Source organism: Streptomyces sp. NPDC031121 (assembly GCF_055570615.1).
The window spans coordinates 269,648-285,409 of sequence record NZ_JBVIGV010000007.1 but is presented as its reverse complement, the minus strand read 5'-3'; the positions used below and the strand labels follow the sequence as shown (position 1 = coordinate 285,409).

Below are 15,762 nucleotides of genomic sequence, written 5' to 3'. Positions count from 1 at the left end.
TCCTCCCCGGCTCCGAGGTGCGGGCCGCGCGGGGCTGATGTGCTGGGCACGTGCCGGAACGACCCGGCAGCAGAGCCGCCCCGGACGTCGACGATCCCGCGGCCCCCTCGATCCCGACCCTTCCCGGAGGACTTCCCGTGATCCGTGCCCTGACCGGTTTCTCGACCCGCAGACCATGGCGGGTCATCGTCGTGTGGGCGGTGCTCGGCGTCTTCGTGACGCTCATGGGCCAGGCGCTCGTCTTCCGTGTGACGCACCCCGACAGCGCGGGTTTCCTGCCCGGCGAGTACGACGCGGCCGCGGCGCTGCGGATCGCCCGGGAGGAGTTCGGGGAGGAGCCCGACGCCGACGCGGTGACGGTGCTGGTGGCGCGGCGCGACGGAAAGCCGCTGGAGGACGCGGACAGGAAGCGCGCGGAGGGCGTGGCGCGTGAACTGAGCGCCACGCGCCTGGAGATGCCGTGGACGGACGAGCAGATACGGGGGCTCTCCCAGGACTACTCCCAGGTCCCCCGCGTGGCACTGGTGGCGACCGCTCCCGACGGGTCGTTCGCGCTGCTCGGCGCACGGCTGCGGGGCAACTCCACCGACCCCGGCATGCACTCGGTGTACCGGGTCTTCCACGACCGCGCCGAGCAGGAGTTCGGCAGGGCGGGGCTGCGCACCGGGTTCACCGGGGGGCTGGCGGACGTGGTGGACCGCGCCGATGCGGAGAAGACCGTGCAGACGGTGGTCGGGCTGCTGGTGGTCGGGCTGATCGTGCTGGTCAACGTGTTGGTGTTCCGCAGTGTCCTGGCCGCGTTCGTCCCGTTGTTCGCGGTGTCCGTGGTGGGGGGCGCCGCCGTCGGCACGGTCGTGGGTGCGGCCCTCCTGACCGGTTTCGCACTCGACCCGGGCACCCCGAGCATGATCAGCACCGTGCTGATCGGCATCGGCGTCGACTACTTCCTCTTCCTGCTGTTCCGCTTCCGGGAGGAGCTGCGGCGGCGACCGGAGGACGACCACCGCCTGGTGGCCGCGGACGTGGCCGGGCGGGTGGGCACGGCGGTGACCTCGGCGGCGCTGACGATCGTGGCGGCATTCGCGACGCTCGGTGTGGCGACGTTCGGGCAGTTCCGGGTGCTCGGGCCGTCGGTGGCGGTGTCGGTGCTGGTGATGCTGGTGGCGAGTCTGACACTGATGCCGGCGCTGCTGGCGGTGACCGGCCGGAAGATGTTCTGGCCGTCGCGGACCCTGTCGGACACGGCCGGGCGGCCGGGCTCGGCGGGCCGTACCGGCGAGTTGACGGCACGCCGTCCGGTTCTGGTGCTCGTGGCGTCGCTGGCCCTGCTCGGCGGGCTGGCCGCGGGTGCGGCGGGCGTCCGCATGGACTTCGGATCCGGCGGCACCGGCCACGACACGCCGGCCGCCGCGACGGCGCGGGAGATCGCCGGAGCCCTGCCGGCGGGCGTGTCCGACCCGACGGCGGTGTACGTCACCGCCGACGACGGACGGGCCCTGGATCCGGCAGAGGTGGGCGCCGTGCAGCGGGCGCTGGCGGAGGTGGCCGGAGTGGGCGAGGTGGCCGCCCCCGTCTTCGACGCCGACCGCACCGCCGCCCGGCTGGACGCCTACCTGACGGTGGACTCCCGGTCGCAGCACGCCCGGGACCTCGTGGCGGGCCCGGTGCGGCAAGCCGTGCGGGAAGCAGCGCCCGCCGGGCTCACCGCGCACGTGGGCGGCACGGCGGCGGTGTTCGCCGATGTGTCGACCGCGGTCGACCGGGACCTGCGGACCGTGTTCCCGGTGGCGGCGGCACTGATCGCGCTGATCCTGGTGGTGCTGCTGCGGAGCCTGGCGGCGCCGGTGGTGCTGATGCTCGCGGTCGGGCTGTGCTTCGCGGCGACGTTCGGCGCGTCCGCGCTGGTCTTCCAGCACATCGGCGGCGAGGCCGGCGTGACCTTCGTCCTGCCGCTGGTGCTGTTCCTGTTCGTGGTGGCGCTGGGCACCGACTACAACATCCTGATCAGCGACCGTCTGCGTGAGGAGATGGCCCACGGGGGATCGGCCCGCGCCGCCGTGGCCCGCGCGGTACGCCACACGGCGCCGGCCATCGCCACGGCCGGCGTGGTCCTCGCCGCCTCCTTCGGCAGCCTCGCGGTGAACGCGGACCCCTCCACCCGCCAGCTGGGCTTCGCCATGGCCCTGGGCATCCTCCTGTCCGCCTTCGTCGTGTCGCTCCTGCTGGTCCCGGCGGCCGCGGCCCTGCTGGGCCGGGGCATGTGGTGGCCGGTGCGCGCGGGACGGGCCCGACAGGCCGCCGCCGACCGCCCCGCCCCGGAACCGCAGGGCCACCGCACGGAGGACCTGCGGGTGTCCGGACGACCCTGACGGGCGCCCGCCTCGGCTGTAGGGCCCAGCGCGTGGCGCAGCCGATCGGCGATGCCGGGCTTCGGCCGGTCCGGGCTGCCGCGGACATGAGCGGGCGCGGACGTGCAGGGCGCCGGCCCGGGGTGCCCATACGTCCGCGCCGCGCTGCATGCAGTCCTGCTCACGCCGCCTACACCGGAGGCCAAACCGGCTTTCACGCAACTCCGTCGTCTTCCATCAGGCCAGGCGTTCTCGGCCGACAGGCCGCGGCGCGGGTCGCGGTTTTCCCCTTGTGCATGCCAGGTTCGATCCCCTGGAAGCACCGGCCGCCCCACCTTTTAGATTGCCCCCGCGAGCGTTCCAACCCAAGGGCCCCCCAAGGGGCTGTACGGCCACCTGGGCGCCGAACATCCGTGCACACATGGAGGGGGTTAGGGGACTCACCCCCAAGAGCTGCACATGGGCACCCAGGGATCCTTGCAAGGTTTCATCTCGTGGACTTGAGGCTGCACGCAAATAGAATGCGGGGTGTCGGCCGCGGAGCAGGCATCCATTCACGCCCTTGCCCGGACGGTCCACGCGTCCCGCACCCGTTCTCCACACGCCGCCCCTACCAGGGCGCGGTTTGTGCTGCCCTTGAGGAGTCCTTCGTGACCGATCCCGGCAATCCGGCCGAGCACGCCCCAGACGCCTACAACGCCGATGCCATCGGCGTCCTGGACGGGCTCGACGCGGTCCGCAGACGCCCGGGCATGTACATCGGGTCGACCGGTGAGCGCGGCCTGCACCATCTGGTGCAGGAAGTCGTCGACAACTCCGTGGACGAGGCGTTGGCAGGCATGGCCGACACCATCGGCGTCACCCTCCTCGCGGACGGCGGCGTACGAGTCACGGACAACGGCCGGGGCATTCCTGTCGACATCGTCGCCTCCCAGGGCAAGCCCGCCCTCGAGGTCGTCCTCACGGTGCTGCACGCGGGCGGCAAGTTCGGCGGCGGGGGCTACACCGTCTCCGGAGGTCTGCACGGTGTGGGCCTTTCCGTCGTCAACGCCCTGTCCAGAAGGGTGTCCGCAGAGGTATGCAAGGGCGGTTACCGGTGGAGCCAGGACTTCAAGGACGGCGAACCCGTCACTGGGCTCGCGCGGCATGAATCCACCACCGCCACGGGCACCACCATCACCTTCTGGGCCGACGAAAGGATCTTCGAGACCACCGACTACTCCTTCGAGACGCTGTCCCGGCGGTTCCAGGAAGTCGCCTTCCTCAACAAGGGCCTGACCATCTCGCTGACAGACGAGCGCGCCTCAGCAAAGGCCACGGCGGCTGCCGACGCCCCGGGGGCGTCCGCGGCCGAGCGGGTGGCGCGCACGGTCCGGTACCACTACGAGGGCGGCATCGCCGACTTCGTCGCCCATCTGAACTCCCGCAAGGGCGAGACGGTCCATCCCACCGCCATCTCCATCGAAGCCTCCGACGCCGTGCGGACACTGTCCGCCGCGATCGCGATGCAGTGGAACTCCGGCTACAACGATGTTGTCTACTCCTTCGCCAACGCCATACGCACCCATGAAGGCGGCATGCATGAGGAAGGGTTCCGCACCGCATTGACCGCTCTGGTCAACCGCTACGCGCGCGACAAGAAGCTGCTGCGCGAGAAGGACGACAACCTCGCCGGCGAGGACATCCGCGAGGGCCTGACCGCGATCATCTCGGTCAAGCTGGGCGAGCCGCAGTTCGAGGGCCAGACGAAGACCAAGCTGGGCAACACGGAGGCCAAGACCTTCGTGCAGAAGGTCGTCCACGAGCACCTCAGCGACTGGTTCGACCGCAACCCCAACGAGGCCGCGGACATCGTCCGCAAGGCGATCCAGGCCGCCACGGCCCGCGTCGCGGCCCGCAAGGCCCGCGACCTGACGCGCCGCAAGGGCCTGCTGGAGAGCGCCTCGCTGCCCGGCAAGCTCTCCGACTGCCAGTCCAACGACCCGACGAAGTGCGAGATCTTCATCGTCGAGGGCGACTCCGCGGGCGGCTCGGCCAAGTCCGGCCGCAACCCGATGTACCAGGCCATCCTGCCGATCCGCGGCAAGATCCTGAACGTCGAGAAGGCCCGTATCGACAAGATCCTCCAGAACACCGAGGTCCAGGCCCTCATCAGCGCCTTCGGCACCGGCGTCCACGAGGACTTCGACATCGAGAAGCTCCGCTACCACAAGATCATTCTGATGGCGGACGCCGACGTCGACGGCCAGCACATCAACACCCTGCTGCTGACCTTCCTCTTCCGCTTCATGCGCCCGCTGGTCGAGGCCGGCCACGTGTACCTCTCCCGCCCGCCGCTCTACAAGATCAAGTGGGGCCGGGACGACTTCGAGTACGCGTACTCCGACAAGGAGCGCGACGCGCTCGTCGAGCTCGGCAAGCAGAACGGCAAGCGGATCAGGGAGGACTCGATCCAGCGCTTCAAGGGCCTGGGCGAGATGAACGCCGAGGAGCTGCGCGTCACCACCATGGACGTCGACCACCGCGTGCTCGGCCAGGTCACCCTGGACGACGCCGCCCAGGCCGACGACCTGTTCTCCGTGCTGATGGGCGAGGACGTCGAGGCCAGGCGCTCCTTCATCCAGCGCAACGCCAAGGACGTCCGCTTCCTCGACATCTGAGTCGGCTCTCAAACGGCCGCCCGGCCAGCCGGCGACTCGATCGATTGCCTGTGGCCATCCCCGTCCCACGGCGCCGCGGTAGTGGCGGCCGCCGGACCGGCGCCGTGGTGGACGATCGACTGCGGCGGCGGGCGGCGTGACCTCGGGGCACTCCACCTCGCGGCCGCCGCTCGTCCGGGCCGGGTGGAAGGGGACTGGCCGGGTGTGGGACGCTCGCAGGACTACCAGCCTGGTCTGGTGAGAGGCCCCGCGCCGCCCTTGCGGGCCACCGATCCGGTGGCCGGGGCGCGGTACGGGTTGTCTTGCTCGGCTGTACGCGGCCCCACGCCGTGTGCTTGATGCCCCTTCCCACGCGGGGCGGGGTGTGATGGGCTCGACCTTCGAGAACGCGAGGGGCGAACCGATGAACGACTTCACCGTGGTCACCCGGCAGCACACCGACCGCACCATGATCACCGTCAGCGGGGAGATGGACCTGCACACCAGCCCCCGGCTGGCACAGGCCGCGACCGTCATCCCCCTGGGCGGGAAGACGCTGTACCTCGACCTGACGGACGTGTCCTTCATGGACTCCAGCGGGCTGAACGTGCTCGTCCACCTACGTCGGCGCATGCGGGCCGAAGGCGGCCACCTCGCCGTCACCGGGCTCGGGTCCCAGCCCACCCGCCTGCTGAAACTCACCGACACCTACGACCTCTTCACCGCCGGCGCCCCCGCCGACGCCGGCAGTGGGCGACGGTCAGCCTGACCGGCCGGGCCGCACACCCTGGGCCGGGTGGTGATTCCCGCCACACGGCAGCACGGCACCGCCCCGCACGTCACAATGGCGTGAATCACACCCCGGCCGTACATCCATTGCCTGATGAACATGGTCGTGAGTACGCAATATCAGGCGTGGCGGCAAGCCGGAGTGCGTGCCGTGACCAGGGAAGCACGGAGTGACAGGGTGACGAACCGCAAGATTCTGGCCACGGCAGCGATGTGTGCTGCGGCAGCGATCGGCGTGACCGGATGCGGGGACGACAAGGCCGAGGTCGCGCCCGCCAAGCAGGCCGCAGCCTCCGCCAGTCCGTCGCCTGCCCCGGAGCCCTTCGCGGGCATGACCCCGGACCAGATCGCGGACAAGGCCCTGGACACCACCAAGGCGGCCAACGGGCTCAAGGCCAAGGGATCGTCGATCGAGAAGGGCGAGAAGACCCCGACCGACTTCGACGTCGCCATCGCCGCGAACGGCGACTGCGACGGCACGGCCACCATGAAGGGCGCGAACGCCCACGTGCGGCAGGTGGGCACCACCGGCTACATGAAGGGCGACGCCAAACTGTGGGAAACCGTCCTCGGCGAGGAGGGCGTGCCCAAGGCCCAGCGCGCGGCGGCGGTCGAGATCCTCAAGGGCCGCTGGGTGAAGGTGCCCGCCGAGGACTCGGCCGAGGACGACTTCTGTGACGCCGACGACCTGACCAAGCCCGCCGAGAAGCAGAAGACGGGCCTGACCAAGGGCGCGAACGCGGAGGTCGGCGGCAGGAAGGCCGTCGTGCTGACCAAGACGACCCCGGCCGGTGAGACCGTCACCTTCCATGTGGCTGCCGAGGGCGAGCCGTTCCTCCTCAAGTACGGCGTGGAGGGCGGCAAGGACCCGCGGTGGGTGGAGTTCCGCGACTTCAGCGCCCCCATCACGGTGACCGCGCCGAGCGCCGAGGAGACCACCGACCTGGACAAGCTCGGCGGCTGACCCGCGGCCCCCGGCGGGTGCCCGTCCCGTGGGAGGAGCACCGGCCGGGGGCCGGGCGGCGCATCGCCTCAGCGCCCCTGGCGATGCGTCGCGTTCTTACGGGTCGACCTGGGTGTCGGTCCGACCGCAGTCGGCGCTCGGGTGGGAGTACCCGATGTAGGGGTAGAACGTGGCCGTCAGCCGGGTGCCGGAGAAGGTGGTGTCGAGGACCAGCCTTGCCTACTGTCCGGGGGCGAGGTCTTCGACGTAGCGCTTGACCGACTGCCCGCCCGCCGAGCCGTAGAAGGTGATGCCGTTGGTGAACCTCATCCTCCGGTCCGAGCTGTTGACGACCCGGACGTCGTAGACGTAGGTGGACCCGTTCCGGGGCCCGCCCCCTAAGTTCAGGTTCGCCGCTCCGTTGGGCAGCCCGCACGACGCTCCCCAGTAGACGTACGCGATGCTCGAGCCCGCCCATCGGCCGTAGAAGGCTCCGGAGGCGTTGGCCGGCTGGGCTGCCATGAAGAGCATGAGGACCGTGCCGAGCAGGGCGAGGCCCGCACGGAGGGTTTTACTCACAGACACGTGGCTCTCCTCGTGGTGGTGTGTGCTTGCCGACCTGAAGCCTGCGGGAGCGGGCATGGGGGCCGCCATGCTTTCGAAATCCCTCGAAGAGTCGCTTCAGGCGCGGGCGCTGTGCCGTGTGCTCGCCTGGCCGCCGGAGTCCGGCGCAGCGGCCAGCAGGTCCGTCAGCGTGGCACCGCGCTCGGTCGGGTGCAGGCGGACCTCCCTGCCGTGGCGCTCGCGCAGGAGGAGGCCGGCGGCTTCGAGTTGCCGGCAGTGGTACGTCGCCGTGCTCACAGCGATGTGGAGGTGGCGCGCGAGGGCGCTCACGGTCGGCCGGTGCGGCACGTGCCGCATGATCTGCGCGCGTACGGGGCCGAGCACCAGCGAGAGGCCGTCCTCGGCGGGTTCGCGGTCTGTGCCGGGACGGTCCGCTATGCGGCCGAGGCCGGGCACGGCGTAGCCGATCCACAGGGCGTCGTCGCGGTCCGCCCCGTACATGCTGGCCCTGTAGCCGGACGACAGCGGCACCAGGACCAGTGGCCGCGCCCCGAGGTCTGCCAGATGCGTCGGGCACGGATGGGGCAGCTGAAGATCGCCGCCCTGGTAGCGCACATCGGCCCTCAGCCCGGCGAGCAGGCCGTCGAGCCCGCCGGTCACGGCGGCCAGGCCGATCCGCTCCGCCTCCCGCGCCATGAGGAGGTCCGCCCGGCGCCACAGCGGGGCGAAGGCGTCCCAGGCCGCAACCGCCACGCTCCGGTACGCGGCGAGGAACGCCTCCGGCTGGTCCAGCAGCGGCCGCCATGCCGTCGGCAGGGCGCCGGAGGAGTGGAAGGCGGCGACTTCCGAGGCCACGAGCGCGGGATCTGAGTCCGCCAGCTCTTCCAGAAGGCACCCCATGTCCGAGGCACCGAGGTCGTGTACGAGGGCGAGGCGGTCGGGGATCCAGCAGGCGCGTGAACCCAGCAACGGGCGGACGACGCCCGCCGCGTCCGCCGGCAGTGCCCGCCGCACGGTTTCGCGCCACGACGGGGGTACCCCGTGCGCATGGCCTCCGACGACGTCCTTGAGGAGCGAGAAGAGGGTGGCGCCGGGCTGGCGGCTCACCCGCACGCGGACCCGCTCCACCGCACCGAGCCGCACCGTCTGCCCCGTCACCACCGGCCCCCAACGTCGACGACGTACCGAGCGTACGGAAGCGCGAGCCGGTCTGCCGCTGGGTGTCCTGTCCGTGCAGGTCGTCGGCCGACGCCGGGTGGCGTCGGGGGTCTCGGGGGCGGCTCGCCGTGTCCTGTCTACTGCGTGGGGTTTCGGGAGAGCTGGTACAGCTCGGGAACGGAGACCTTGATCGGCTCCTGAGTGGTCCGGGCGATCACGACGACCGCGGGCTCGTGGGGGTCCGGGTTCTCCTCGCGGTGCGGGACGAACGGGGGGACGAGGAAGAAGTCGCCGGGGCTGCCCGCGAGCCGTACCTCCCGCGTGCCGTCGTGGAAGACGAACACCGGGTGACCGCTCACCACGTAGATCCCGGCCTCCGACTCCCCGTGGTGGTGGTTGTCCGTCGCGCTCAGCGGCGGGTTCTCCACCAGGCCCATCCAGAGCCTCCTCGAGCCGACCGTGCCGCCGCTGATGGCGGCGGGGCCGTCCGACTCGCCGGACCGTATGTGGTGGACGCCCCTGTGCAGCGTGTCCCGTGCGATCCCGCTGTCCTCATGGGTGGTCATCGTGCAGCCTCCGTACTCGGTGGTCTCTGCCGGACCCCCAGGCTGCGACCTCAACCCCATACCGACAACTGTCGTTGCCGTTTTGGCAAAACGCGGTCAGCCGGCTTTTCTACGGTCGTACAGCATGGTCGAGACGGGCACGACCAGGCCTGCCCAGAACAGAACCTCCGGCATGCTGCGATCGGTCCACGGGATCTGGGATATCAGCAGGGCGCAGAGCATCGTCCATGCCGCCTGCGCCACGGCGATGCGGGACCAGCGGCCGCGGCGGACGAGGGAGCGGATGTTGAGCTGCACCCCCCTGCACATCCGGCCGTAGCGGAACAGCGCGCCGAAGCCCCAGACCGCGGCCATGACCATCAGCACCCAGACGCGGTTGCCGAGCGGTACGGGCAGCTCCCGCAGGGTCGGGTCCTTGGACGTGGCGAAGAGGTCGATCATCACTCCGGCAGCGGCCAGGCAGGCGAGCGCAAGCCAGCGTGTCCCCCGCAGCAGGCGGTACGTGGCTTCGTCGAGTCCGCTGCGCAGCATCGCGGACTGGGGGGCGCCCGCGAGGCCCGCGGAGTACATCTCCGCGGCCTGGGCGGCCGTGACGTCCGGGCCGCCGGCCATCGCGTCGGTGTACATGGCCTGTGCCGTCTCGTTGGACGGGTCGAGGCGCAGCCATTCGACCAGGGCCTGCTTCGCGACGTCCTGGCGCTGCGTGCGTACGGCCGCGAAGCACAGGGCCTTGTGGGCGTCGGGCTCGTGCGGGGCGAGGCGCACGGCTTCGCTGGCCGCGTCGTACGCCTGCTCGTGATCGGCGGGCGGGGCCGTCGCATAGGCGATGAGCACGCCGGACAGCGCGTAGTGCGAGGACCACTTGTCGGGCGCCCTGCGGACGGCTTCCTCGGCGGCGGCCCGCGCCTCGGGCTGCCTGCCCAGGCAGAGCAGCACCCGCGACAGCAGGATGAGCGCGCCGACGTGCCCGGGGGAGATCCGGAGCATCTCGCCGGCCGCCCGCGCCGCGGGCTCGTACTCGCCGAGTCTCTCGTGGGCGACGGCGAGCAGTTGCCAGGCCCAGTCGTCGTCCGGCTCGTCGGCGAGGTGCGGCGCCAGTACTGCCTTGGACTCCTCGAACCGGTCCGCCGCCTGGAGCGCGCCGGCGCGCGCCAGTACAGGGTTCACGCTCACAGCTTCCGCCTCTTCTTCAGGTACGCCACCAGGTCGTCGTACATGCCGCCCTCGTTGGCGAACATCGCCACGTTCCGCGCCGCCGCGAACCACGGTTCGGTGGACGGGGCCACCGACTTCGCCGCGTCGAGGAGGTCCTTCGTTCCGATCATGCGGATCACGCCGGTGCGTGCGGAGTCGAGGAGGGCGCTCTCGGCCGCCGACTCGCACACGTGGGCCAGGTCGGCGCCCGAGAGGCCGTCCGTGGCCTTGACCAGACGTCCCAGATCGACTGCCTCGATGGGTCGGTCGCGCAGGTGGTACCGGAGGATCGCCTCGCGGGCGGTGGCGTCGGGCGGCAGGACGAGCAGGGTGCGGTCCAGGCGTCCCGGGCGCCGGAGCGCGATGTCGACGTCCCAGGGGACGTTGGTGGCGGCGAGGACGAACACGCCCTCGTTGGCGGCGGAGTCGATGCCGTCGAGTTCGGTGAGGAGCTGGTTGACGGTGTTGCGCATGCCGCTGTGCTGCGTGCGGCTGCGCTTGGCGCCGAGCGCGTCCAGTTCGTCGAGGAAGACGACACAGGGCGCCTGGCGGCGGGCGGTCTCGAAGACCTCGTGCATGTTGCGTTCGGAGTTGCCGATCCACATGTCGAGGACGTCGTTGAGGGACACGGACAGGAAGCTCGCGCCGAGTTCGCCGGCGACGGCGCGGGCGATGAAGGTCTTGCCGCAGCCGGGCGGGCCGTAGAGGAGGAGCCCGCCGCGCAGGCTCTTGCCGTACAGCCTGCGCAGTTCGGGGTTGCGCATCGGTGCGAGGAACGCGGCTTCGAGGCGGTCCTTGACCTCCTGCATGCCGCCCACGTCCGCGAGCCGTACGGTGCCGGGAGCGGCCGCGTCCCAGGCGTCTGCGTCCCCGGGGTCGCCGCTGCCGTCGGCGGTGAGGGGTTCGACGAAGCGGGGTTCGACGATGCCGCCGACCTCCTGCTCGGCGGCCCGCCAGTCATATCCGGTGCGGGGGGACGGCGTGCCGGGGGCGGGGGGCTTTGCGGGCGCGGCCGCTTCGGCGGGCGGGACCGGGCCCGCGGGCGGGGGCGCGGGCGTGTCCTCGGTCGCGGGCTGTGCTGCCGAAATCCCCATCGCCCGGGCCATCAGCTCCCGCGCTGCCCCGTCCCCCGGCGCGTGCTGCAACGCGACCGCCGCCTCCGCCACTGCGGCGTCGTGCCGGCCCGCGGCGAGCAGCATGTCGGCGAGGTGCAGCCGCAGCGGTACGTCCTCGGGAGCCGCGGCCACGGCTGTGCGCAGGCTTCGTATCAGCGGGGGTTCAGGGGCGGGAGGTTCTGACGGCATGATCAATGTTCACACGCGGCCGTCGCCGGGAGTCCGGGCAGGGGGTGTGTGGTGGATCACCACACAGGACGCTCCCGGTGCCCTGCTCGACCAGCACGGCTGCGCGGACGGCGCCGGAGCGGGCGGGGGCAACAGGCCCGTTCCCCGATGTCAGCCGCGGAAGCGCACGCGCACCGCGAACGCCGGCCTGCCGCCGCGGCCGCATGGAGCCGCATGGAGGTGCACGGCAGGCGAGGGCACCTTCGGGGCGGCACCGGAACGGTCCGGTTCGGCTGTGAGGTGATCGGGAGCGGTCACGATGTCCAGCGGTTGCGGTGGGAAGTGGCCGGCTGTTCTTCGAGGCACCCTGCTGCGAGGGCGTCGCGTGCAAGGATGCGCCCGTGACCACCTCGTCGTCCTCGCCCGTCGCCAAGGGCACTCCTCCGCGCGGCGGCCTCGGCTCCGGTGCGGCTTCCGTGCTCGTGTTCGGGTCCTCGGCCGCGGTGCTGGTGGTGGAGATCGTCGCCCTCCGGCTGCTGGCCCCCTACCTCGGCCTCACCCTCGAAACCAGCACCCTGGTGATCGGCATCGCCCTCACGGCGATCGCCTCCGGCTCCTGGCTCGGCGGGCGCCTCGCCGACCGCGTCGATCCCCGCCGGCTCGTCGGGCCCGCGCTCGGGGTGTCAGGAGCGGTCGTGGCGCTCACCCCCGCCCTGCTGCGCACCACCGCGGAACGGGCCCCGGCGGCGCTCCTGCTGGCCGCCTCGCTGACCATCCTCGTGCCCGGCGCCCTGCTGTCGGCGGTGACGCCGATCGTGACCAAGCTGCGCCTGACCAGCCTGGCGGAGACGGGAACGGTCGTCGGGCGGCTGTCCGGGGTCGGCACGTTCGGCGCCATCGTCGGCACCGTCCTCACGGGCTTCGTCCTCGTCTCGCGGCTGCCGGTCAGCGGCATCCTGATCGGCCTCGGCACGCTGCTGGTGGCCGGTTCCGCGCTGGCGGGGTGGCGCAGGCGCGGGTGGAGCAGCACGCCCGCGCTTGCGCTCGCGGTCCTCGCCGGCGGGCTCGCCGCCACGGTGGCGCCCCGTGACTGCGACCTGGAGACCCGCTACCACTGCGCGCGCATCGTCGCGGACCCCGCCCGGGCCGCCGGCCGCACGCTCGTCCTGGACGGCTTGCGGCACTCCTACGTCGACGTCGACGACCCGGCCGTCCTGGAGTTCACGTACGTGCGGGCCATCGCGTCGGTGGTCGACGCCGCCTTCCCCGAAGGGCGCCCGCTGACCGCCCACCACCTGGGCGGCGGCGGGCTCACCCTCCCCCGCCACCTCGCCGCCGCGCGCCCCGGGACGCGCAGCACCGTGTCGGAGATCGACAGCGGGGTCGTGCGCATCAACCGCGACCACCTCGGCCTGAGGCCGGGCACCGGGATCGACGTGCGCGTCGAGGACGGCCGGCTCGGCCTGCGGCGCCTCGACGCGGACAGCCGGGACCTCGTCGTCGGCGACGCGTTCGGCGGCGTGAGCGTGCCCTGGCACCTCACGACGGTGGAAGCGATGGCCGACGTACGCCGCGTGCTCGACGGGGGCGGCGTGTACGTCGCCAACCTCATCGACCACGGTGACCTGGCCTTCGCGCGGGCCGAAGTCGCCACGCTGAGCGCGACGTTCGAGCACGTAGCCGTCGTCGGAGAGCCCGACGACATCGGCCTCGACCCCGCCGCCGCCCCGTCCGGCGGCAACCTCGTGGCGCTCGCCTCCGACGGGCCGCTCGACGTCCCCGCCACCCAGCGCGCGCTGGACGCCCGCGGGACCGGCTGGAAGATCGCCGCGGGTGACGGCCTCGCCTCGTGGATCGGCGGCGCCCGGCCGCTGACCGACAACTACGCACCCGTCGACCAGCTCCTTCGGCCCTACAGCCCCCGCAGCAGCCGCTGACGCGGCGGAGTCCGCGCTCCGGGGCGGGCGGCCCAGACGGTGCGCTTCGTACGTAGGGCGAGGTCCTTGCGGTGGAGCAGGCTGTGAGGGCCGGCGGGGTCCAGCAGTTCGTCGAGCGCCGTGCGGTCCTCGTGGCCGAGTGCGGGGGCGGCGGCACTGCGGATGCGCTGCAGGCTGCCGAGCGCGTAGCGGCCGATCGCTTCGCTGCGCTCGCCCGGGATGTCGACGGTGACGGTGCGCTCGGCCTCGACGGTGAAGCCGGCTGCTGTCAGCATCGGCCCCCAGTCGGCGCCGCGGTGCGGAACGTGCTCGGCGTGGAAGCGGTCGGTGGCGGCGTGCGCCCGCTCTTCGAGGCCGGGCCGGCTCTCCGGGGCGTGGGCCGGCAGGAAGCGGGGGAGGCCCGCGAGTTCGATGACGGCGAACAGGCCGTCGGGGGGCAGGAGTTCGCGAACGTTGCGCAGGGCGCGGTCGGGGTCGGCCATGTGGTGCATCGATGCCGAGGCCCACACGAGGTCCGGCGTGCCCAGGTCGGGCCAGGGGTCGGTGTCGAGGTCGGCCTGGACGGTCCGTACGCGGCTCTCGACACCGCGGGCACATGCCTTCTCGCGCAGGAGGCGGAGGTGCCGGGCCGAGGTGTCGACGGCGGTGACGTGTGCGTCGGGGAAGCGTTCGAGGAGCGCGAAGGTGCCCGCGCCGGTGCCGCTGCCCAGGTCCACGATCTGGTGCGGTGCGCTGTTCAGGGGCAGCCAGGCGGTGATGGAGGCGGTGTGCTCGGCGAGCACCTCGGCGTCCAGGTCGAGGATCTCGGCCTGGCCGGCGTCGTCGTGTTGGTGGTCGTGGCCGTGGTCGGGGTGGGAGGTGTGGTGGTGGGTTCGGGTCATGGAGCCACCGTACGGAATGATGCGTCTTCTGCAAGGAATCTTGCTTCCTGCGCAAGGAAGTGGGCGTTTGTCGTGCCCCTCGCGCAAGGGCGGGCGTCCCCTGCCGCGTGTGCTTTCGGCGCGGAAGCGCCCCCGCGTGCGGCGTGTCAGGCGGTGTCTGCGTCCCTGTGGTGGCCGCGGCGGGCGTCGCGGTCGAAGATGCCGAGGATCTCGCAGGGACCGCCCTCGGCGCCGATGGCGTGCGGCAGCATCGTGGGGAACTCCGCGGCCTGGTTGGTCTCGATGCGGAAGCGCCGGTGGCCGAGCAGGAGGACGGCGGTACCCGAGAGCACCACCAGCCATTCGCGGCCCGGGTGGGCGCGCATTCCGGCGGGGTTGTCGGGCGGCGGGTCGGTCATCCGCTGACGCATCACGGTCATGCCGGGCTCGCCCTTGACGGGCCAGCGCATCAGGCCGTGGGCGGCGTCGACCATCGGGCTGATGACAATGTCGTCGGCGGCGTTCTCCACGAGCTGGTCCAGGGTGGTGTCCAGTGCGCGGGCGAGGGTGACGAGCTGGTCGAGGGCGAGGCGGCGCCGGCCGTTCTCGATGCGGCTGAGGGAGGACTGGCTGAGGTTGGCGCGGGTGGCCAGCTCGTCCAGCGACCAGCCCTGCGCGACGCGCAGCGCGCGGATCCGTTTGCGGACGAGGCTGTCCAGCTGCCCGTCTTCTTGCGTCATGGGCAGCATCGTATGCCTCTGGTGCAGCGCGGACACGGGCGCCGCAGGCGGGCCGTGTCCGCGCGGTGGGCAGCGGATACCGCGCGCGGCGGGGTGTCAAGACCCGAGATCCAGGGGCGTGACCGGGGTGCCGCGCCCGGGGCCAAATGGAAGCACGGCCCCAGCCGGGGCCACTCGGATCGGCCGGCGAAGTGTTCCGGCCACACCACCTTCCAAGGAGACATCCCCATGACCCGTCCCAACTTCACCCAGCGCCTCGCCCTCCTCGGTGCCTGCGGAGCTCTCGCCGCCGGTGGCGCGCTCCTCCCCGCCACCGCGTCCGCCGCGCCCGCCACGCCGCAGACTCCGGCCGTGCAGACGATCCAGGAGCACGTGGCACACGAGGGCCGCGCCAAGACGGTCGTGACGACCAAGATCACGATCAAGAAGCGCACCCTGAGCGACGGCCGGGTCAAGGTCACCACCGTCAAGACGGTCACCAAGATCGTCAAGAGTCATCACGGCAAGGTCCTCAAGAAGACCGTCACGACCACCACGACCGTGAAGTTCCTTCCCGCTCCCGACCACGACCAAGAGCAGGACTGAGCGGGGTCCGAGCCCCGCACCTCAGGGAGCCTCGGGGGGGGGGGGGGGGGGGGGGGGGGGGGCCCCGGGGGGGGGGGGGGGTGGGGGGGGGGGGGGGGGGGGGGGGAGGTGTGGGGGGGGGGGGGGGGGGGGGGGGGGGGGGGGGGGGGGGTTTTT

13 protein-coding genes are annotated in these 15,762 nt (G+C 72.1%); 6 read left to right on the top strand and 7 right to left on the bottom strand.

The genetic code is table 11. The features are described from left to right. Positions 1-137: 137 nt before the first annotated feature. The 4 genes from ACZ462_RS15525 (at position 138) to ACZ462_RS15510 (ending at position 6,740) form a co-directional block, all read left to right on the top strand. A complete protein-coding gene (locus ACZ462_RS15525) occupies positions 138-2,369 on the top strand; it encodes an MMPL family transporter (RefSeq protein ID WP_467809806.1) in 2,232 nt (743 codons plus the stop codon). A 629-nt stretch (positions 2,370-2,998) separates the two neighbouring features. Beyond that, on the top strand, positions 2,999-5,008 hold the full coding sequence (gene gyrB / locus ACZ462_RS15520; RefSeq protein WP_468252190.1) for a DNA topoisomerase (ATP-hydrolyzing) subunit B: 2,010 nt from the start codon (positions 2,999-3,001) through the stop codon (positions 5,006-5,008). A gap of 403 nt (positions 5,009-5,411) precedes the next feature. Beyond that, positions 5,412-5,756, top strand: a complete 345-nt coding sequence (locus ACZ462_RS15515; protein WP_467809876.1) for an STAS domain-containing protein — start codon at positions 5,412-5,414, stop codon at positions 5,754-5,756. A 198-nt stretch (positions 5,757-5,954) separates the two neighbouring features. Next, the gene (locus tag ACZ462_RS15510; protein ID WP_467809874.1) at positions 5,955-6,740 is read left to right on the top strand and encodes a hypothetical protein; all 786 of its coding nucleotides are present in this window, start codon (positions 5,955-5,957) and stop codon (positions 6,738-6,740) included. A 219-nt stretch (positions 6,741-6,959) separates the two neighbouring features. Here ACZ462_RS15510 and ACZ462_RS15505 read toward each other — a convergent pair whose 3' ends face one another. From ACZ462_RS15505 to ACZ462_RS15485, 5 genes are all read right to left on the bottom strand, one after another. Further along, positions 6,960-7,304 (bottom strand): hypothetical protein, encoded by a 345-nt coding sequence (locus ACZ462_RS15505; RefSeq protein ID WP_467809873.1) that lies wholly within the window; start codon positions 7,302-7,304, stop codon positions 6,960-6,962. 96 nt (positions 7,305-7,400) lie between these two features. Next, entirely contained in the window at positions 7,401-8,441 is a 1,041-nt protein-coding gene (locus tag ACZ462_RS15500; RefSeq protein ID WP_467809872.1) for a hypothetical protein, read from the bottom strand. A 137-nt stretch (positions 8,442-8,578) separates the two neighbouring features. After that, the gene (locus ACZ462_RS15495) at positions 8,579-9,007 is read right to left on the bottom strand and encodes a cupin domain-containing protein (RefSeq protein WP_467809870.1); all 429 of its coding nucleotides are present in this window, start codon (positions 9,005-9,007) and stop codon (positions 8,579-8,581) included. Between the two features lie 96 nt (positions 9,008-9,103). After that, positions 9,104-10,174, bottom strand: a complete 1,071-nt coding sequence (locus ACZ462_RS15490; protein ID WP_467809869.1) for a hypothetical protein — start codon at positions 10,172-10,174, stop codon at positions 9,104-9,106. A 2-nt stretch (positions 10,175-10,176) separates the two neighbouring features. Further along, a complete protein-coding gene (locus ACZ462_RS15485; RefSeq protein WP_467809868.1) occupies positions 10,177-11,505 on the bottom strand; it encodes a tetratricopeptide repeat protein in 1,329 nt (442 codons plus the stop codon). 380 nt (positions 11,506-11,885) lie between these two features. Between ACZ462_RS15485 and ACZ462_RS15480 the strand changes: the two genes are divergently transcribed. Then, the gene (locus ACZ462_RS15480; RefSeq protein WP_467809867.1) at positions 11,886-13,421 is read left to right on the top strand and encodes a fused MFS/spermidine synthase; all 1,536 of its coding nucleotides are present in this window, start codon (positions 11,886-11,888) and stop codon (positions 13,419-13,421) included. Here ACZ462_RS15480 and ACZ462_RS15475 read toward each other — a convergent pair. Both ACZ462_RS15475 and ACZ462_RS15470 read right to left on the bottom strand, forming a co-directional pair. Next, positions 13,397-14,302 (bottom strand): class I SAM-dependent methyltransferase, encoded by a 906-nt coding sequence (locus ACZ462_RS15475; protein WP_467809866.1) that lies wholly within the window; start codon positions 14,300-14,302, stop codon positions 13,397-13,399. The genes ACZ462_RS15480 and ACZ462_RS15475 overlap by 25 nt on opposite strands. Before the next feature lie 146 nt (positions 14,303-14,448). Then, positions 14,449-15,021, bottom strand: a complete 573-nt coding sequence (locus tag ACZ462_RS15470; protein WP_467809865.1) for a helix-turn-helix domain-containing protein — start codon at positions 15,019-15,021, stop codon at positions 14,449-14,451. Between the two features lie 228 nt (positions 15,022-15,249). Here ACZ462_RS15470 and ACZ462_RS15465 point away from each other — a divergent pair, with 228 nt between their 5' ends. Then, complete coding sequence (locus ACZ462_RS15465; protein ID WP_467809864.1) at positions 15,250-15,606, top strand: hypothetical protein; 357 nt, start codon at positions 15,250-15,252, stop codon at positions 15,604-15,606. The last annotated feature ends 156 nt before the right edge of the window (positions 15,607-15,762 follow it).

Coding starts and splice junctions, on each gene's coding strand:
- ACZ462_RS15515 (WP_467809876.1), top strand. CDS start 5,412: ATGAACGACTTCACCGTGGTCACCCGGCAGCACACCGACCGCACCATG.
- ACZ462_RS15495 (WP_467809870.1), bottom strand. CDS start 9,007: ATGACCACCCATGAGGACAGCGGGATCGCACGGGACACGCTGCACAGG.
- ACZ462_RS15485 (WP_467809868.1), bottom strand. CDS start 11,505: ATGCCGTCAGAACCTCCCGCCCCTGAACCCCCGCTGATACGAAGCCTG.
- ACZ462_RS15475 (WP_467809866.1), bottom strand. CDS start 14,302: ATGACCCGAACCCACCACCACACCTCCCACCCCGACCACGGCCACGAC.
- ACZ462_RS15470 (WP_467809865.1), bottom strand. CDS start 15,021: ATGACGCAAGAAGACGGGCAGCTGGACAGCCTCGTCCGCAAACGGATC.
- ACZ462_RS15465 (WP_467809864.1), top strand. CDS start 15,250: ATGACCCGTCCCAACTTCACCCAGCGCCTCGCCCTCCTCGGTGCCTGC.